Consider the following 19,427-nt stretch of genomic DNA (forward strand, 5'->3'; position numbering starts at 1 on the left):
GAAATGTTTGACTTGCTCATTTTGCTTTTTTATAGTGTGTGCTCACTCAAAATTTACGTTGGCGCTTTGTTTTGTTCAGTTTTCAAAGAGCAATTTCGTTGTCGTTTACTTCGTAAGCGACTTATACATCTTATCATGTTTTCGTTTAAGTTGTCAACATGTTTTTTGATGTTTTTTTATTTCGTAAAGCTTCGTTGAAGCTGCGAAAGCTGATGTCCCGCAGCGACATGTATTAATATAACACCTATATTATTATTGGTCAATACTAAAAATGATTTTTTAGTATATTTTTTTAAACTTTATAAAATCGGTGATAAACATCGTGCCCTTTGGTCTCGACTATAATGGTATCCACTACTTTCTTTTCAATTAAGTATTCTAAAAGAACGCCTAGATCGATTGAATAATAACTTAGTTCTGGATGCTCCATTAACTCCGCTATGGTCCAAGACCCTTCTCTAGCATTCATTATTTCCAGTAGGTGTTGAGAACCGGCATTGGTACGGGAATAAATAAGGAACTCACTAGCTAGAAAAAGAAGCTCCAACCTTTTCTCCAGGGTTTCTTCACTGCTAATCAGTTCTTCGTACAACTTATATATTTCAGGTTCCATATGCTTCACTTGATTCCAAACCGTCACCTCTGGATGAAAACCTTGTTCTATTATTTCCAATCGGGCTAGATGATGTAGCGAGTGAACAATATGGTTATAGGCATCCAGGTAATGGCCATTCTCAAAAAAGTCTTTTCCATCCCTATACCTACGAATTAACTTTGCAAATTCCATTCCCATCTTCAGCTTTCTTCCATAGAAGGGAAACTCACGGATTTCGGTTTTTAAATGCTCCAGGTATTCATTTCGGTCGAATAAAATCTTCCCATTATAAATCCAATCCACGACTTTACGATTCGACCCTAATAAAATCCATTCCTTGACTTGCTCTTCTTTCACAACATGTAAAGCCGCTTTCTTATCCTGATAGGTATAGTGCTTTAAAAATACAGGTTCCTCTGCATCATCCACGATGACAAATAGGACATAATCAAACGTATCAGTGATGGGGCTTTTGTGCTCCCTTTTTTCTATTAACAAAATCCCTAATGTGGACTTCAAACTTGCTCGCTCTTGATAAATCGGGCGAAGGATATCTTCCATAATAAATTCCTCCAAAACCATTTTTCTTTTTACATTCGACAATTCTCTTCAAAAATCCTGTTTTCTGAACCTAGATGTTCTTTCCTATTTTTCCGATGGCCAACCATAAGTAATTTGTATCCTTTATTTCTTTTTTGTTCCAACCTTAGTTTATGTTATAGTTAAAGTTATATTTTAGGAGGGTCTAACATGGCTAAATATTCTAGCAAAATCAATAAAATCCGTACATTTGCTTTAAGTTTGATCTTCGTTGGCTTTATCGTGATGTATATCGGTCTATTCTTTAAGTCGCACCCTATCGTCATGACGCTCTTCATGGGTCTTGGACTTCTATTCATTATCGCAAGCACGGGCGTTTACTTTTGGATTGGGATGCTGTCCACAAAGTCGGTACAGGTTATCTGCCCGAACTGTGGGAAGCCTACGAAAATATTAGGTAGGGTCGATATATGTATGCATTGCAATGAAACGCTGACCCTTGATAAAAAGCTGGAAGGCGAAGAGTTCGACGAAAAATATAATCGCAAAAGCCTGAACGACTGAATGGAATGGATTTTAGTTACAGTGCTTTTGCAACAAAAAAAGTTCCAACCAAGTGGCGGAACTTTTTTTAATGCGCTTCTTTCTTTGCACAATCCGTGCATTCCCCATAGATTTCCATCCTATGGTGACTTACGTTGAATCCGGTGACCTGTGCTGCAAAGTGCTCGACCTCATCCAATGCAGGATAATCGAAGTCGACGATTTTACCACAGCTTTCGCAGATAACATGATAATGATTCGTTGTTACGAAATCAAATCTAGCTGACGAATCGCCATAGGTAAGCTCTTTGACCAATCCCACTTCACGAAACACACGCAGGTTGTTATAAACCGTAGCCACACTCATATTCGGAAACTTGCCTTCTAACGCTTTATAAATATCATCAGCAGTAGGATGCGACATGGAGTCTATCAAATACTCAAGAATTGCATGGCGTTGAGGAGTTATTCTTACACCGGTATCTTTAAGGGAATCCAACGCTTCTTTCAACTGAACTTCAGACACCGTCATCCACCTCTTTTTCTAATTAAGTATGAATTATTACATTGTAATGTTTATAAATAGTGTACTCCCCATAAGCAAGCTTTGTCAATATATCTACACCCTTAGTTTATTCCTCATTCATTTAATTATTTCCTGTTTTTCTAGTTGGTCCTAGTATCCCTTTTTAGGGTCGATGATATTAATGAAATCCTTTCCGTCTTTTAGGTAGACTTTCATGTTTTCCTCAAAGATTGCAAAGGTCCTTGGTAAATATTCGCCGCTTTTGCTTGATAGGTGCGGGGTTACCGTGACCTGCTCCATTTTCCAGAATGGGTGGCCCTTCACTAGCGGTTCAGGTTCGAATACATCCAGTATCACATGAGCGAGTTCATGCTCCTGCATGGCCTCTATGAGCACGTCTTCCTTGAACAGATCTCCCCGTCCTATATTCACGAAGACGGCTGTACGTTTCATTGCTTTAAAATGTTCTTTCTTTAACAAATCCTTCGTTTCATCCGTACTAGGCAAGACGCTTACGATATAATCCGCTTTGGGCAATGCTTTCTCAAGCTCCGTAAGGGCGTATAGATGATCGATGTGTTCGACGGCTTTCCCACTACGATTCACTCCGAGGGTCGTCATTCTAAAAGCCTTGGCAAGACGTGCCACTTCCCCTCCAATTGCCCCCGTTCCTAGGATCAGCATCGTTTTTCCATTCAACTCGCCTACTTCTATCTTCCGGTCCCAGATTTCTCCCGCTTCATTCTCAATTAGTTGTTTTAATTTCTTTTCATACTGTAAAAGCATGCCGATTGTATATTCAGCCATCGGGATTTTATGGATGCCCCTAGCGTTGGTCACCATGATTCCGCGTTTCTCAATGGCGGCAAAAGGCATTAACTCCAATCCGGCACTCATGACCATGATCCATTTCACGTTCACTGCCTCTTCAATGATTTCATCGGTTAAATCTTCTCCATATGTAATAAGAACTTCGGCTTCTTGGAGCTTTTCATCCGCCCAAGTTTCTTGATACATAAATGTCAAATCGGGAAATGCTTGTGCCATCTTCTTTTGAATGTCTTCATTCGGAATGATTGTTGAAAATACTAACATGATTATCTCTCCTTTTCTTTACATAAAAAAACACGGGCACTGAATGTCCCGCGCAACTTTCTATGAGGAGGTATTCCCTTACTAAATCATATTCAGGGGTCCTCTATTTGAGTTGGACAAACGCCTCTCCCTATTAAAAAGGGCTTTATTTTAATTGATTTGGATTCAATTCGCATAATTCCCGTGGCACGAATAAACCGTCCTTACGAACCAGTATATCATCAAAGTAGATCGCTCCGCCGCCATATTCGGGTCGCTGGATCAAGACCATGTCCCAATGAGACGATGATTGATTTCCATTATCGGCCTCTTGGTAAGCTTGACCAGTGGCAAGATGGAGGCTGCCGCTAATCTTCTCATCGAATAGGATATCACCCATCGGTTCCATGATATACGGATTGATTCCCAGGGCGAATTCCCCGATGTACCGGGACCCTTCATCCATATCGAGCAAACGATTCATTTGGTCCGACTGATTGGAAGAAGCTTTCATGATTTTTCCCTTTTTAAATGTAAGGGTTATCCCATCAAATACCTCTCCTTGATAGGCGGAAGCAGTATTGAAGGAAATCGTGCCATTGACACTGTCTTTTACCGGTGCCGTGAACACTTCACCATCTGGAAGATTGTTTTTACCAGCGCAAATGACAGCGGGGATATTTTTAATGGAAAAAGCCAAGTCAGTCCCCGGCGATATGATCCGGACTTGATCCGTTTGATCCATCCAATCCTTTAGAGGCTTCATGGACTTTTCCATTTTGTGATAATTCAGTGTGCACACGTTTAACAAGAAATCTTCATACTGTTCAAGGCTCATGCCGGATTTTTTTGCAGAACCAATGGTCGGATAATTCAGTAACACCCAGCGCCGGTTATTGACGAAGAACATGGTGGACGTTTTCATGGCATCCTCCTGAAGGCGATATCTCTCATGAGGGACACTCACTCCTCGCCCTTCGTTTCCATCGCCCGATATGATGATGACTGCATCCACATCTTCGTATTTCTTATAATTCCATTTCGATAAGGTATCGAGCTGTTCCTTAACATTCCCTTTTAGCAGATGACTGGTAATTTCGTCATCTTCAAGTTCCGCATAAGGATAGGCCCCCATTCTATAGGCTTCGTCAATCAGTTCCTTCAATAGGGCCTTTGCTGCAACAGGCCCACGGATCAAGACCCGCTCTTTCGCCTGCAGCCTCAGTGAATGATGAATCAGCTGCTTGGCAAGCTTGATAAGTCGCTCATCCTTCATTAGCCTGTACCTTATTTTTCTAGGTCACGAAGAGTTTCCAACGCTTCTTCGACGTGGCCCTTTACTTTGACTTTACGCCATTCTTTAACGATCGTTCCTTCCTTATCAATCAGGAAAGTCGAACGCTCAATGCCCATGTATTCCTTACCGAAGTTCTTTTTCAATTTCCATACGCCATATAATTCAGCGGCTTCTTGCTTTTCATCAGCAAGCAACAGGAAAGGCAACCCATGTTTTTCAATGAATTTTTTATGACGTGTTACCGGGTCCGGGCTAATGCCTATGATGACAGCATCAAGCTCTTCGAATTGTTCATTAGCATCACGGAAATCACAAGCCTCCGTCGTGCAACCGGGTGTCATGTCTTTTGGGTAAAAATATAATACAACGTGTTTACCCTTGAACCCTGATAGGGTAACTTGTTCTCCGTTGTTTGCTGGTAATTGAAAGTCTGGTGCTTTTTCTCCAATTTCGACCGTCATTCTAAACCCTCCATTTCTTTCATCATGGTAAGCGTACCCAATAATTGAAAGAAACACAACTTTCATTTCTTGTTCTTTCTTTCCTTCTGTTCAAAATCGATGACAGCCCTGATCACAAATGCCGCAGGTAGCGTATAGCCAATGAATGCTTGGATTGTCGCGATCATCCGGCCAATACCGATTGGGGAGATATCCCCGTATCCGACGGAGAACATCGTCATCGCACTAAAATAAAATGAAGTCTTCAGCTGCTCGGAAAAGGTCCCATCCAAGCGATTGCCCATATCAAGAATCACCGAATGATTCTGAAGCTCGTATAATAAATAAATCAGTGCAAAACCGACTAATAATGTCGCATATAAATTGCCGAGCCACAGCATATCTTCAAGAGAAAACTTCTTTGCCTCCGACTCAGAAAGAAATAAGGTCCGAATGCTCATCACCATGCAAAAGATAATCCCCACAATCAAAATATAAAAGGTCATCCCCCACGCCTCATTTCAAAAACAACCCACTTCCCTTATACATACTCTTTTGCGAGTCAATATATGCTCGTTTTAGGGGTCAGACCCTATTTCCCAGCTGCTGCACCATCTAGGAAACATAGATACAGCATGGGATCTCGTGCCACATGGTGGGGGTCAGACCCCATTTCCCGACTTTTTCCTTGTTGACCCATTTGGTCGGGGTATGCTAAGATGGGTTAAGTTTTTATAATATTTTGTAAATTTCAGCGTCCGTGTTTATGCGGACGGAGTTTTTTATGAATTTCATATGTGGAGATAGGTTCCTAAGCTTTTAGGATTAAAAGGGAAGTCCGGTGTAATTCCGGCACGGTCCCGCCACTGTAATGGGAATGTATAGCGCTTTTGTTTGATGCCACTGGTCCTTTTGGATTGGGAAGGCTCTTAGTGCTAAGTAAGAGTTCCCTGAGTCAGGAGACCTGCCTATTTCGACAACACTGTTTTAACCTACGGGAGATAGGGAAGTGTTAGGGACCTTATAATGATAAGGGGTATTTTCGTGCCCCTTTATTTTAAGCATTTCTAACTTTCTCTTTTGACGGTTAGGGGTGCTTTTTTTGTTGTTATTTCATTAAAAGGAGATGGATGTGTTGAAAAGTAGTAATATAGGGTACCCACGAATCGGTGAAGATCGTGAATGGAAACGTACATTAGAGGCCTATTGGGCTGGAACATTAAATGAAACGGAATTCATGGCGCAATTGGAAGCGATCCGTTTAGGCAATTTGCAAAAACAAAAAGATCAAGGCATCGATATCATCCCGGTCAACGACTTTACGTTATATGATCAAATGCTCGATATGTCCGTCATGTTCGGCCTGGTGCCAGAACGCTATTCGGCTTATAAGGGTGGCACGGTCCCCCTTTCCGTTTATTATTCAATGGCCCGTGGGAACAAGGATGAAGTCGCTTCCGAAATGACGAAATGGTTCAATACAAATTATCACTATATCGTTCCAGAGCTAAAACAGTCCCAGCTTACGTTGACAGAAAACAAGCCGCTCGCCGCTTACCGCGAAGCCAAGGAAAAACTAGGAATCGATACGAAACCGGTTATAGTCGGACCTTACACATTCATTTCTTTGTCAAAGGGCTATGAAAAAAGTGATCTTCCGGCCATCATCCTGAGCCTGTTGCCTTTATACACAAAAATTTTGCGAGAGCTGGAACAAGAAGGCGTGAAGTGGGTGCAGATCGATGAACCTTCCCTTGTTTCTTCCCTTTCCAAAGACGAGATGAAAACTGTTACATACCTGTATGAAAAATTGAACGAAGCTGTCCCCAACCTGAACATCATGCTGCAAACATACTTTGATGCTGTAGAACACTACCAAGAAGTGATCGACTTGCCCGTTCAAGGAATCGGCCTTGATTTGGTCCATGACAAAGGAAAAAATCTCAGCAATCTTCAAACAGTCGGTTTCCCGCAAGATAAAATACTTGGGGCCGGTGTGATTGACGGGAAAAACATTTGGCTTTCTGACTTGACGAAAAAAATCAAGTTGGTCGAGTCCATTACGAAACACGTAGCCGAAGATCGAATTTGGCTTCAACCTTCCTGCTCCCTGCTACATGTTCCAGTGACGGTTCGAAACGAGACAGAACTGGCTAGCGAAGTGAAAGAAGCCCTTGCCTTTGCTGATGAGAAACTAGAAGAAATCACACTTTTGGTCAGAGGAAACAACGAAGGTCCAGAATCAATCGAAGAAAAGGTGACGGCAAACAAAGCTGCATGGCAGACCTTAAATAATTCAAAGGCCAGAAACCATAAAGACGTTCAATCCGCTGTCGAACAGGCGAAGCAGCAATCCCATGGCCGTACCCTGCCATTTAAACAGCGCTATCAAAAACAACAGGCGTATTTCAACCTGCCCTTCCTTCCAACCACGACAATTGGAAGCTTTCCGCAGACCGCGGAAGTTAAACAGGCCCGCGGGAAATTCAAACGCGGTGAATGGACGGCTGATCAATATGAAGCATTCGTGAACGAGGAGATTGGCAGATGGATTGATATCCAGGAAGAAATCGGATTGGACGTCCTTGTGCACGGCGAGTTTGAACGAACCGATATGGTCGAGTTTTTCGGCCATAAATTGGGCGGCTTCGTCTTCCTTGAAAAAGGCTGGGTTCAATCATACGGCTCCCGCTGTGTCAAACCTCCCGTTATCTATGGAGATGTCCATTTCATCGATCCGATGACGGTCAAAGAAAGTGTGTATGCACAAGCCTTGACGAAAAAAACGGTGAAGGGAATGCTGACCGGTCCTGTTACGATTCTGAACTGGTCGTTCGTCCGTGACGATATTTCACGGGAAAATATCTGCTATCAATTGGCATTGGCCTTGAAACAAGAAGTAGAGGCACTGGAATCAGCAGGGATCAAAATGATCCAAGTCGATGAACCAGCCCTGCGTGAAGGCCTTCCATTGAAAAAAAGCGACCGTGATGAGTACTTAAACTGGGCGGTCCATTCATTCCTGATTTCCACTTCGAGCGTCGAAGACACAACACAAATTCACACCCATATGTGCTATTGTGATTTCAATAGCTTCATGGATGTCATCTCTTCCCTGGACGCTGATGTGATTTCCATTGAAACGTCCCGCAGCCACGGCGAGCTCGCTTCCGCATTCGAGGAGAAAACATATGAAAAAGGAATCGGCCTTGGTGTGTATGATATTCATAGCCCTCGCGTTCCTGCAGTGGAAGAAATGGTCGATATGATCGAACGTGGCATCAAGGTACTGGATAAAGACCAATTTTGGATCAACCCTGACTGTGGCCTGAAAACAAGGGGCGTTCCAGAAACCGTCGCTTCACTGAAAAATATGGTCGAAGCCGCAACGGTTGTCCGGAATAAGCTATTGGTCCAACAGGAAAATGACTGATTTAACAACAGGCATTCCCGTTCAACAGTCACGGACGTTTTTAACGGACCTCGTTTTTCCACCTGATACGAACCATCACAATACCATCTTTGGTGGAAAAGTGATGGCGTATGTGGATAAAATCGCCTGCATTGCAGCGATGCGCCACTGCCGGAAACCGGTCGTAACCGCTTCAAGCGACTCCTTTGACTTCCTGGCCCCCATCAAGACCGGGGATGCTATCAATTTGGAAGCCTATGTCACCTGTGCCCATCGAACGTCAATGGAGGTATTCGTAAAAGTAGAACGGGAGAACCTGTTGACTGGCGAAAAGCAACTCACCGCCCGCGCTTTTTTAACGATGCTTGCGATAGACGAAGATGGAAAGCCTATACCGGTTCCACAAGTCCAACCGGAAACGGAAGAAGAAAAGCGGCAGTACGTCCAAGCACAAGCTAGATATCTCGAGAGAAAAAACAAACGCATATAAGCAAAAAATCCCTTCAACAAAATTGTTGAAGGGATTTTTTTTAGTTTCCTGCTCCGCGGTACCTTTTCACACCCTGATTCCAAATGAAGATTGAGATCATGAAAAAGACGACCCCTATAACAGGTGTGGCGAATGCATACGCGTACCACTCTTCTTTTCTAAGAAAATAGGAAGCGGGATACACACCGACAAAGGCAAACGGCAGCACCCAAGTCAGAACAAAGCGGATGACCTTATTATAAATATCAACCGGATAGCGCCCGTAGTTCCCGATGTTGTACATCATCGGCATGATGGACGTTTTGGCATCAGACCAGAAGCCGATGCTTGCAATCGCAACAAAGATGGCGGCATACGCGAGTGCCCCGCCGATTGCAAAGATGATGAAGAGAATCGGGTCATACCAAGTTAGTTCCAGGTTTAACGAAACACCGGAATAGAAGATGATGATCAAACCGGTCACGACACCAAATAATGATTCAAGCTCAATCCGCTCTAAGATGACTTGAAACAGGCTGTGAATCGGCCTTGTTAAAATCCGGTCCATCTCCCCTTTGACGATGTAGCGATCGTTGAAATCCCAGATGTTGAAAAAGGATGAAAATAACGCAAACGGGATAAGGAAAAAACCGTATATGAAAATGATTTCATCCCGGCTCCACCCACTTAGGAACTCCGTATGTCCGAAGACCACTAAGATAAACACCAGATTCACGACTTGGTTCAACAAATCAGAAAGAATCTCGATGACGAAATCAGCCCGGTACTGCAATCTCGTTTTCATATATTGACTCACATATTGAAAAAACATTGATACGTAGAACATCCCATCAACCTCCCTGAATAATCAGCTGTTTTTTTGCGACTATCCATAAAACCTGGATGGGGATAACGAGAATGATGACCCAGATCAATTGCTGTAAAAGAGCCATGCCGATGTCTCCCGTTCCGTATCCATTTGTGAAAATCATGCTCGGGACATAGCTGATTCCTTGAAACGGCAGAAACTTCATGATGTCCTGTGCCCAGATTGGATAAAAGCTGATAGGCAATAACAAGCCTGAAAACAAATCAACAATGACACGTTTTGCCCGGATCAATCCAGCATTATTATATAAGAAAAATGTCGTGATTCCCGTTAGCAAATTGATTTGCGTATTGATGATGAAGCTGAATAACAGGGAAATTCCGAAAAGCCCCCATGTTGCCGGTTCATTTGGCAAATGGATGGGGAAAATGATGGCGACGAGCAGCATACCTGGTATGGAGAAGAAAAAGAAACGGAAAATCCCCTCACCCAGGCCTTGCATCGTCTTCATTCCTAAGTAGTTATAAGGTCGAATCATCTCGATTGCGACCTTGCCGTCCTTGATCTCATCGGCAATCTCACGGTCAATATTATTGAAATAAAAGGCACGCGCCATCCAGGCAACCGCCACATAGGTGGTCATCTGCATGCTGGATAGCCCTTCAATGGAACTTTTTTCTCCATATATCGCATTCCACAAGAAATAATAAGCACCAATATTGATGCTATAAATTAAAATACCGGTATAATAATCGGTTCGATACGCAAGCATCATCAAAAAACGCATGCGAATCATCGCAAGATACTTTCCCATGGTCCTCTCCCTTCTTGGTAGACACACTTTTTCTGAAAGAGTCAGACCGTGCCTTCTTCATAAATATTACGAACAATCTCTTCGATGGACGTTTCATGGATTTTGACGTCCTTGATTTTAAAATGTGAAACGACAGCGGCGACAAGTTGTGAAATATGATCACTTTCCTCTTTTAACACGGCTATGTATGCATGATTCTTTTCATCGTGCTCCCAATTGACATGAAAGGATAGCGGTAAGGATTGCAGTTCATTCAGTTCGACAGGTTCGATGAATTGGAAGTGGACCTGTTTTTCCTCTGCCCAATTATCTTTCAGGCTTTGCAATTCCCCATCATAAATGATTTGACCTTCATCAAGCATGATCACCCGCTCGCACAAGGCCTCGATATCCCCCAAGTCATGCGTGGTCAGAAGGATGGTCGTGTTGTATCTTTCATTGATTTCCTTCAGAAACTCACGGATTTTCATTTTCACTAACACGTCAAGACCGATCGTCGGCTCATCCAGGAAAAGCAACGGTGGATTGTGTATCAAGGCAGCAGCCAGTTCACAACGCATCCGCTGGCCAAGGGACAGCTTACGCACCGGCTTATCGAGTAACGGCCCGATATCCAACGTCTTGATTACATGTTCCATATGATCGTTATATTGTTCATCAGACACCTTATATACTTTTTTCAGCAGCCGGAAGGATTCCTGGACGGCGATATCCCACCAAAGCTGCGATCGTTGCCCGAAGACGACCCCGATGGTCTGGGTGAACTTTTCCCGTTCTTTATGCGGATTCATGCCATTGACCATGATATCACCGGACGTCGGCTCCAAAATCCCCGTCAGCATTTTGATCGTCGTCGACTTGCCTGCCCCATTTTCCCCGATATACGCTACCATCTCACCCTTTTTTACAGTAAAATTGATATCGTTGACAGCAGGCACGATTTTATAATTTCTTGTAAGTAAGTCGCGGAAGGCCCCTTTTAATCCGGAACGGCTTGAAACCGACTTGAATTCCTTCCGCAATTGATTAACCTGAATTGCATTGCTCATTATGTTATTTTCCTCCATATTCCTTGTCCTAATCAAATAGTTTAGCCAACCTCAGCTTTTTAAACAATAAAAATGCCTGGATTCAGGATATCCTGGGTTGGGCGAATTTCAACGATGTATGTATTACCTATAAAAAGGAGACTAATCGCTATGAATATAAAAAAGTTATTGCTCACGCAAATCGAAAAAATCGTACTGGAATTACGGTATGATTTCTTGTACGAGGACGAATACGACCAACTATTGTGCCAGATCGTCCAAAGGGATTCGTCCGGCTCCATCGAAAATACCCCACTAAGCTTTCATTTACATATTAATGAAGAAAAAGGAACAGGACACGCAACCTACTACCAGGCCCAAGGAGAAATCAAACGCCAAACCTTCAACATCGAAAACCCAAGCACCATCCTAGATATAATGTCCTTCATAAGTGAAACTTTGGGGTCAGACCCCATTTCCCAAACGAAATAATTCAACCAAAAAGCTGTACCATCAAGGGTTACAGCTCTTTGTATTGGGGGTCAGACCCTATTTCCCAACTCTTTATAGGAGACTAGTTCGATGTCACGCGCGGCTATGGCTTTTTGGATCAATGGGTCTGTCAGGATGGCCATTTCCTTTACACGTGGCAGGGCGTAGGAACTTCCGTTTAGTATCGATTCGTCTATATACCCGGGATGGCACATGATTTCGACTGTCTCGGAGGATAGACTTGTATCCAAAATATCAACTAAATGGCCTGTCGTCAGGTCCGATCCAAAGAAATCCGTTATCAATTTCTCTGTCCTTTTCACGCCTTGATAACCATGAAGTGCCCCATCCAATTTCCGAACCGGCAAGCCATGCGCTTTCGCTATCTTTTCAACGATGGGATAAACCTTCTCCAAGCCGTGAACATGGTGATGGCTATCAATGTGAGTCGGTTTCAGCCCCAATGATAGGAATCTCTCCATCTGGCTGTTCAATTCTTTTTCTATATCCGCAGGTTCAGCAAACTTATGCATATCGCCGCGTCGATGAAACGCACCATCCTCCGTCACCAGCGAAGGAACATCGCTTCTCACTGGATAGCCGCAGGTCAAAACCAAGTGAATCCCCACGCCAAGATTCGGATTTTCCTTAGCCAGCGCTGCCGCATGCTCGGCACCCGGCATATTGGCCATCAAAGTTGCCGACGTCACGACACCATTCTGAAAACATTCTATAATTCCCAAATTAATTCCCTTACAATACCCAAAATCATCCGCATTAATAACCAACTTCGGCATCCTTATCCCCCTCCCAATTCCCTAACCTACTACTATGAATATACCAGACCATGGGGGGTCAGACCCTATTTCCCAAACAAAATAAAAAGCATGGAAGCTTGGTATATATGGGGTTCGGTCAGCTTGTTTGGGGGTCAGGCCCCATTTCCCAGGGATTTTAAAGTGGAAAAGTGCTATGATTAGGAGTGATTATGTTTGTATTTTTAGGAGGTTTTTAGATTGGATTTTACTAATTCGGAAATTATACATAAAGAGGCGTTGGAGCATATCGTCGGTGGGGTTAATAGTCCTTCCCGTTCTTATAAAGCCGTGGGCGGCGGTTCGCCGGTGGCCATGGATCATGCCAAAGGAGCTTATTTCTGGGATGTTGATGGCAACAAGTATATCGATTATTTGGCGGCATACGGCCCGATCATCACAGGTCATGCACACCCCCATATCACAAAGGCGATCACAAAGGCTGCAGAAACAGGTGTTTTATACGGTACGCCTACAAAGCATGAAGTCACCTTTGCCAAAATGTTAAAAGAGGCGATGCCTGGCCTTGATAAAGTCCGTTTCACCAATTCTGGTACGGAATCCGTCATGTCCACCATCCGCGTAGCCCGCGCTTACACGGGTCGCGATAAAATCATCAAGTTTGCCGGCTGCTATCACGGTCACTCCGACCTTGTGTTGGTTGCTGCAGGTTCTGGTCCATCCACACTTGGAACACCGGATTCCGCTGGTGTCCCTAAAAGTATTGCACAGGAAGTCATCACGGTTCCTTTCAATGATATCGAGCCATTCAAAGAGGCCCTGAAAAAATGGGGCAACGAAATTGCCGGTGTCCTGGTCGAGCCGATCGTCGGCAACTTCGGCATCGTCGAACCGCACCCTGGATTCCTGGAAGATGTGATTTCCTTATCTCATGAAGCTGGAGCACTCGTCATCTTTGATGAAGTCATCACTGCATTCCGCTTCATGTACGGTGGGGCTCAGGACTTACTTGGCGTTCAACCCGATTTGACCGCTCTTGGAAAAATCATCGGTGGGGGTCTTCCAATCGGTGCTTATGGCGGCAAAAAAGAAATCATGGATACGGTCGCACCATTAGGACCTGCATATCAAGCAGGAACGATGGCCGGAAACCCTGCTTCCATGCTATCCGGGATCGCTTGCTTGGAAGTGTTGAAGGAAGAAGGCGTTTACGACGAGCTTGATCGCTTAGGGAAGCTCCTTGAAGACGGCATCCTTAAAGCCGCTCGTCAATATAATGTACCTATTACCATCAACCGCCTAAAAGGTGCTTTGACGATCTATTTCACTACAGAAACAATCGAAAACTACGAGCAAGCTGAAAATACGGACGGCGAAATGTTCGGTAAATTCTTCAAGCTGATGCTTAATCAAGGAATCAACTTGGCACCATCCAAATATGAAGCCTGGTTCTTGACAACGGCCCATACGGATGAAGATATCGCTTATACTTTAAAAGCGGTTGAACATGCATTCAAGAACTTGATTTAAGCTGAACAAAAGAATAAATATGCACCAACCATTCAACCCCAAGATGGATATCCATCTTGGGGTTTTCTCATATCGGCTAAATAAAACTTTCAAATTGGCTTTCACGGAGTTTTTTCTAAATAACACACTCTTCCACCCTATCCAATATACTGTATAAAAAATTGATTTCTGAATATTTAAATGATATGATACCAATACATTTATATCCATTTATTCTATTTTATATCATTCAATCAAAAAGCTTGAACAGTTGTTTCAGTTTACTAATATGAACGTTTCATAAAATCAAAAGCCACAGGGGGTGAACGGCAGCAAATAAGGGTTATCCTTATTGACGCCAAACATATGAATCAACAATGGACACCTGCTACATTCAAAGAATTCTATAGAGAAGAACATGATGCCTGCGGTATCGTAGCCCGTATCGAAAAAAAGAAAATCCCCACCAATGAGAACATTTTCGCATGCATCGATGCACTGGTTAAGATGAATCACCGTTGCGGATTCATCAATGGCGAAGGCGATGGCGCCGGTATCCATATTGATATTCCACGTGCTCTTTGGAAAAAGAAACTTGAAAAGGAAAACATCGATTCCGGCATCGTCGATCAAGATGATTTCATAGTCGGTCACCTATTTTTAAGCAGAAAAACAGATGCAGGCAAATTAAAAACCGAAGTCAAAGAAAAGTTGCAGAAACGTGGGCTATCGCTCGTTTTTGAAACGGATAAAGCATACCGCTCTGAAGCTTTGGGCCCGATTGCCATCCAAGAAGATCCTGTGTTCTGGCAAATTGCCTGTTCATCCACGACTAACAATCAACAGGAACTCACCAACATCCTTTTCGAGTTGACGTCCGACATCGAAAATAGTGATTACATCCATGTCGCTTCCTTAAGCCAGCATCATGCCATCTACAAAGTAATGGGTGCCGGAGATACACTCCCTGCCTACTATCATGATCTTGCCGACCCCCTTGCAGCCTCAACTATGACACTGGGCCATAACCGTTTTTCCACCAATACTCTATCAAGTTTTTTCCGTGTGCAGCCATTCAGTGTCCTTGGACACAACGGCGAAATCAATACCATTGCCAAATTGCGTGATGAAGCCAAAATGATCGGGGTTCCGATTGCTAAAGATGGAAGTGATTCCCAGGATTTGAATAAAACGATTGAAACATTCATCTGCCGTCACGGCTACTCTTTATTCGAGGCAATCGACCTGGTTTTTCCGCCAATCATCAACGAAATCAAGGAATACCCTGAGCATTTGCAGAACCTTTATACGTATCTAAGGGAAGCATGGGGGCATTTTGCACAAGGCCCAGCTGGAATCATCTCCCGATTCGGAGATGAAGCCGTATTCTCCGTAGACTCGTTAGGCCTTCGTCCGCTTTGGAATATCGAGACGGCTTCTTCCTATATGTTCACTTCCGAGCCTGGGATCATCCCCTCTTCAGAATATACGGGAGACCCAAGACCGATGGGACCAGGGGAAAAGGTCGGGTTAAAATGGAATGGCGACCTTATTGAACTATATAACTATAAAGAATATCAAGGGAAAGTGTATGAGCGCTTCAATGAACGTTTTGTTCTTTCCGATGACCTCGTTCGCCTGCAGCCACCAGTTTTCGAGAAGGTAATCACCATGACGCAGCCACAGGCCATTCATAACGGACAATATAAGGCATTCGGTTGGGAAAGGGAGCACGTTCAATTAGTCGAGCAGATGGCTGAAAAAGGTGCAGAACCCATCCGTTCATTGGGTCATGACGCACCGCTTGCCGCCCTTAATCCACAGCGGACCAACCTGTCGGATTTCATTAAGGAAAGCGTCGCCGTCGTAACCAATCCAGCCATCGACCGGGACCGGGAAACCGAGCACTTTTCCACGAGAACCATTATTGGAAGACGTCCTTCTTTATTTGAAGCAAAGAAGGCCGGTCACGTTACCGAACTTCTGACACCTTTATTAATCGAGGGACTGACAGGGTATGAATGCTCCTCCACCCTTTCACAACCAAGCTATGATCAATTTGTCCGTCACAACCAGGATCAAAAACTGGCACATTTCATTTCAAGCACGTTTACAGAAAAGGAGAGTATCCCTGAAGCGTTAAAAAGGATAACGGATGAAGCCGTAAAATCGGTCGATGCCGGGAAAACGCTGCTCATCCTCGATGATGCCCTTGCTCATCAAAACGGGAACCTATGGCTTGACCCTCATCTTGTCACGTCAGCTGTCGATCAAGCATTGGTCAATTCCGGCAAGCGCCGCGATTGCTCGATCCTGTTACGTTCTGCATCCCTAAGGTCACTGCATGATATCATCGTTGCCTATGGCCTCGGTGCCAACTTGATCAGTCCCTATTTCATGTTCCTTTCACTATCTTCCGGGGACCTGAAAGGCGTTATGAATCTATATAACTCGTTGACTAAAGGACTGGAAAAAGTGATCTCCACCATCGGGATTCATGAATTGCGCGGCTATGGCCGGCTATTCTCAAGCATTGGGTTACATGAGGAGATTGCCTCTTATTTGAATGTGGCCAATTTCTTCGGAGCAAACCATTTAGACTATGATTTTGACAAAATCAAAGAGGATAGCATCCAGCGTGCATTAGATTATGATAATGAAAAAGAACGGATGGGTAAAACCTTTCATCTATTCCCGCGGATTTGGAAATCCATCGGCGAAGTCGCTTCCACGGGAAATTATGACGCCTATCGTGAAAAGATCACGGAGCAAGAAGAATCAAACCCGACGACAATCCGTCACCTGACATCACTTAAGTTGTCAGACACACCTGTCCCAGCCGAAGATGTCAGTCTATCCATTGGCGATCAGGAGTTGCCTTTCGTCATCGCCTCCATGTCATTCGGTTCGCAAAATGAAATAGCTTTCCGAGCGTACGCAGAAGCGGCAGACCGTTTGGGCATGATCAGTATGAATGGCGAAGGCGGGGAAATTAAGGATATGCTCGGAAAATACCCGAAATCACGTGGGCAGCAGATTGCTTCCGGAAGATTCGGTGTCAACGCCGAACTCTTGAACTCTTCTAATCTCTTGGAAATTAAGATTGGGCAAGGGGCAAAACCTGGTGAAGGCGGACATCTTCCCGGTTCGAAGGTTACGGCAAAAATTGCGGAAGCACGGAATGCGACGATCGGTTCTGACTTGATCTCCCCTTCCAATAACCATGATATATATTCGATTGAAGATTTGGCGCAAATGATCCATGAGCTGAAAACGGCCAACGACAAAGCCAAGGTGGCCGTCAAGGTACCGGTTGTTCCCAATATCGGAACGATTGCCGTCGGCGTTGCCAAAGCCGGTGCCGATATCATCACGCTTTCCGGCTTTGATGGCGGAACGGGTGCAGCACGGATTCATGCCCTTGAACATGTAGGTCTGCCTGTCGAAATCGGCGTAAAAGCCGCCCATAATGCGTTGCTTGAATCCGGGATTCGGCAAAACATCGAAATCTGGGCTGACGGTGGATTGAAAAGCTCGATGGATATCCTGAAATTGATGTTGCTCGGGGCCAACCGCGTTGGTTTCGGTACCCTATCGATGATTGCCGTTGGCTGTACAACATGCCGTGGTTGTCACCTGGATACATGCCATGTCGGGATTGCCACCCAAATCGAATCGGAAGCACAGGCAAAAGAACATGGATTGCGCCGCTTTGTTCCTCGAAAATTTGATTTGGCGGTACAAGGATTGACGAATATGTTCACGGCATTCGGCCAGGAGCTAAAAACCCTGACTGGATCACTGGGCGTGAAGAACCTTCAGGATATCGTCGGTCGCTCTGATTTGCTTGAGCAAGTGAAAGGCCAACAATCGCTGGATCTGACCTATTTATTAAAGAACCTTGATATCACGCCATTCTCCAATAGGGAAAAAGAAGCTTATTTGAATGAAAGTTCCCTACAGGTGGCGGTGGGAGCGGAATATCTCGATTCACATGTTGAAGAATTACAGCAATCCCGCAGTTATAGCGGCATCACTTCCGAGCAACGGGTCCTTGGTAGCCGTGTTTCGTGTCACCGCGTCCGTAACAGATTGGATGGTTCGTATAAGAATCTGCCTCCCGTTCATCTTTCCTATCAGGATGGTTCCATCCCTGGTAATGGCCTTGGTGCCTATAACACCGAGGGAATCACCATTAGCGTAAATGGAGGAGCCCAGGATGGAATCGGCAAAACGTCAATCGGTGGGAATATCGCCATTTTCAAATCACAGGGCAAAGATGGCAACCTTTACAATGGCTCTGTCGGTAAAGGTTTCGGGTATGGGGCACAGCACGGACTCCTTATCGCCCAAGGTGATGCCGATGCAAGGGCGGGAATCCGGCTTTCAGGTGCCGACATGATTATCGGTGGCCTAGTGAAAAAGCCGATTCCAGAAAATGAACATGGCAATATTGCGGTAACCTCGAACATCAAGGGATTTGCATTTGAGTATATGACAAATGGCAGAGGATTGGTTCTAGGGGATCCGGGTCCATGGATTTGTGCAGGCATGACCGGCGGTGTCGTTTATTTAAGGCTTCAGCCGGAAGTCGGCCTAACGAAAGAAGTTATCCAAAGAAGGATTGCGAAGGGTGCGAAAGTGTCGATTGAATCCCTTTCCAAAAAAGGACTTCAGGACGTGAATGAGCTCCTTGGCAAATACGTTGCCCTTTTAAAAGAGCAAGGGCAAGAAGAGGAAGCAGCCTCTCTTGGAGCCTTGCTCCATAATCCGGGAAACCACTTCCTTCAAGTTGTTCCCGTTAAGGAACAAGCAGATCCATCTGTATCAACCGAGTGATGATAAAAAAGCTAATGTCTTTTTACAGGACATTAGCTTTTTTCCATCTTTGTAACTCCCCACAGCCAGGGGAAAAAAGCACCTCATTTACATATGTCATAAAATCTTCATTTTTTCCCTTCCGTAAAAAGCTTATAATTACTTTTACGGCTGCTTCGCTCCATTACTTTTTGTTTACAACATTAAAAATTAGTGTAAAGTACTAACATATAAGTTAGAATACAACTTTACGAATATCCTGTAT

The 19,427-nt window shown here is 44.2% G+C and carries 16 protein-coding genes and 1 riboswitch; of the genes, 6 read left to right on the forward strand and 10 right to left on the reverse strand.

Annotated features, from left to right (window positions below):
* Positions 1 to 292: 292 nt before the first annotated feature.
* Positions 293 to 1,156 (reverse strand): nucleotidyltransferase-like protein, encoded by an 864-nt coding sequence (locus tag ACIQXH_RS16870; RefSeq protein ID WP_402871363.1) that lies wholly within the window; start codon positions 1,154 to 1,156, stop codon positions 293 to 295.
* Between the two features lie 189 nt (positions 1,157 to 1,345).
* Here ACIQXH_RS16870 and ACIQXH_RS16875 point away from each other — a divergent pair, with 189 nt between their 5' ends.
* Positions 1,346 to 1,699 carry a YgzB family protein gene (locus ACIQXH_RS16875; protein WP_402871365.1) on the forward strand — a complete coding sequence of 118 codons (354 nt, stop codon included), beginning with the start codon at positions 1,346 to 1,348 and terminating at the stop codon, positions 1,697 to 1,699.
* Between the two features lie 67 nt (positions 1,700 to 1,766).
* Here the strand turns inward: ACIQXH_RS16875 and perR are convergent, their stop codons facing one another.
* From perR to ACIQXH_RS16900, 5 genes are all read right to left on the reverse strand, one after another.
* Positions 1,767 to 2,210, reverse strand: coding sequence for a peroxide-responsive transcriptional repressor PerR (gene perR, locus ACIQXH_RS16880; protein ID WP_402871367.1), 444 nt, complete (start codon positions 2,208 to 2,210; stop codon positions 1,767 to 1,769).
* Between the two features lie 144 nt (positions 2,211 to 2,354).
* Positions 2,355 to 3,299 (reverse strand): D-2-hydroxyacid dehydrogenase, encoded by a 945-nt coding sequence (locus ACIQXH_RS16885; protein ID WP_402959285.1) that lies wholly within the window; start codon positions 3,297 to 3,299, stop codon positions 2,355 to 2,357.
* Between the two features lie 145 nt (positions 3,300 to 3,444).
* Positions 3,445 to 4,554 (reverse strand): aminopeptidase, encoded by a 1,110-nt coding sequence (locus tag ACIQXH_RS16890; RefSeq protein WP_403124869.1) that lies wholly within the window; start codon positions 4,552 to 4,554, stop codon positions 3,445 to 3,447.
* 11 nt (positions 4,555 to 4,565) lie between these two features.
* Positions 4,566 to 5,036: a thioredoxin-dependent thiol peroxidase gene (gene bcp, locus ACIQXH_RS16895; RefSeq protein WP_403124873.1), complete on the reverse strand. Its 471-nt coding sequence runs from the start codon at positions 5,034 to 5,036 to the stop codon at positions 4,566 to 4,568.
* Between the two features lie 62 nt (positions 5,037 to 5,098).
* On the reverse strand, positions 5,099 to 5,521 hold the full coding sequence (locus ACIQXH_RS16900) for a potassium channel family protein (protein WP_402871377.1): 423 nt from the start codon (positions 5,519 to 5,521) through the stop codon (positions 5,099 to 5,101).
* A gap of 282 nt (positions 5,522 to 5,803) precedes the next feature.
* A riboswitch (cobalamin riboswitch) is annotated at positions 5,804 to 6,001 on the forward strand.
* A gap of 140 nt (positions 6,002 to 6,141) precedes the next feature.
* On the opposite strand from ACIQXH_RS16900, the gene metE reads away from it, so the two are divergent.
* Positions 6,142 to 8,448, forward strand: a complete 2,307-nt coding sequence (gene metE, locus ACIQXH_RS16905; RefSeq protein ID WP_403124876.1) for a 5-methyltetrahydropteroyltriglutamate--homocysteine S-methyltransferase — start codon at positions 6,142 to 6,144, stop codon at positions 8,446 to 8,448.
* On the forward strand, positions 8,441 to 8,917 hold the full coding sequence (locus ACIQXH_RS16910; protein ID WP_402871382.1) for an acyl-CoA thioesterase: 477 nt from the start codon (positions 8,441 to 8,443) through the stop codon (positions 8,915 to 8,917). The genes metE and ACIQXH_RS16910 overlap by 8 nt, the downstream gene beginning before the upstream one ends.
* Positions 8,918 to 8,957: 40 nt before the next feature.
* Here ACIQXH_RS16910 and ACIQXH_RS16915 read toward each other — a convergent pair whose 3' ends face one another.
* Genes ACIQXH_RS16915 through ACIQXH_RS16925 form a run of 3 tightly spaced genes read right to left on the reverse strand, consistent with a single transcriptional unit; the run spans position 8,958 to position 11,588 of the window.
* A complete protein-coding gene (locus ACIQXH_RS16915) occupies positions 8,958 to 9,743 on the reverse strand; it encodes an ABC transporter permease (RefSeq protein WP_402871385.1) in 786 nt (261 codons plus the stop codon).
* A gap of 4 nt (positions 9,744 to 9,747) precedes the next feature.
* Entirely contained in the window at positions 9,748 to 10,539 is a 792-nt protein-coding gene (locus tag ACIQXH_RS16920) for an ABC transporter permease (RefSeq protein ID WP_402871388.1), read from the reverse strand.
* 41 nt (positions 10,540 to 10,580) lie between these two features.
* Positions 10,581 to 11,588: an ABC transporter ATP-binding protein gene (locus tag ACIQXH_RS16925; RefSeq protein WP_403124879.1), complete on the reverse strand. Its 1,008-nt coding sequence runs from the start codon at positions 11,586 to 11,588 to the stop codon at positions 10,581 to 10,583.
* Positions 11,589 to 11,738: 150 nt separating this feature from the next.
* On the opposite strand from ACIQXH_RS16925, the gene ACIQXH_RS16930 reads away from it, so the two are divergent.
* Positions 11,739 to 12,059: a hypothetical protein gene (locus tag ACIQXH_RS16930; RefSeq protein WP_402988845.1), complete on the forward strand. Its 321-nt coding sequence runs from the start codon at positions 11,739 to 11,741 to the stop codon at positions 12,057 to 12,059.
* A 50-nt stretch (positions 12,060 to 12,109) separates the two neighbouring features.
* Here ACIQXH_RS16930 and chbG read toward each other — a convergent pair whose 3' ends face one another.
* A complete protein-coding gene (gene chbG / locus ACIQXH_RS16935) occupies positions 12,110 to 12,856 on the reverse strand; it encodes a chitin disaccharide deacetylase (RefSeq protein WP_403124882.1) in 747 nt (248 codons plus the stop codon).
* Positions 12,857 to 13,075: 219 nt separating this feature from the next.
* Between chbG and ACIQXH_RS16940 the strand changes: the two genes are divergently transcribed.
* A complete protein-coding gene (locus ACIQXH_RS16940; RefSeq protein WP_402959298.1) occupies positions 13,076 to 14,365 on the forward strand; it encodes a glutamate-1-semialdehyde 2,1-aminomutase in 1,290 nt (429 codons plus the stop codon).
* A 345-nt stretch (positions 14,366 to 14,710) separates the two neighbouring features.
* Positions 14,711 to 19,183, forward strand: coding sequence for a glutamate synthase-related protein (locus ACIQXH_RS16945; RefSeq protein ID WP_403124885.1), 4,473 nt, complete (start codon positions 14,711 to 14,713; stop codon positions 19,181 to 19,183).
* The last annotated feature ends 244 nt before the right edge of the window (positions 19,184 to 19,427 follow it).

Origin of the sequence: Peribacillus sp. NPDC097225, from assembly GCF_044761955.1 — a bacterium.
Taxonomy (GTDB): domain Bacteria; phylum Bacillota; class Bacilli; order Bacillales; family DSM-1321; genus Peribacillus.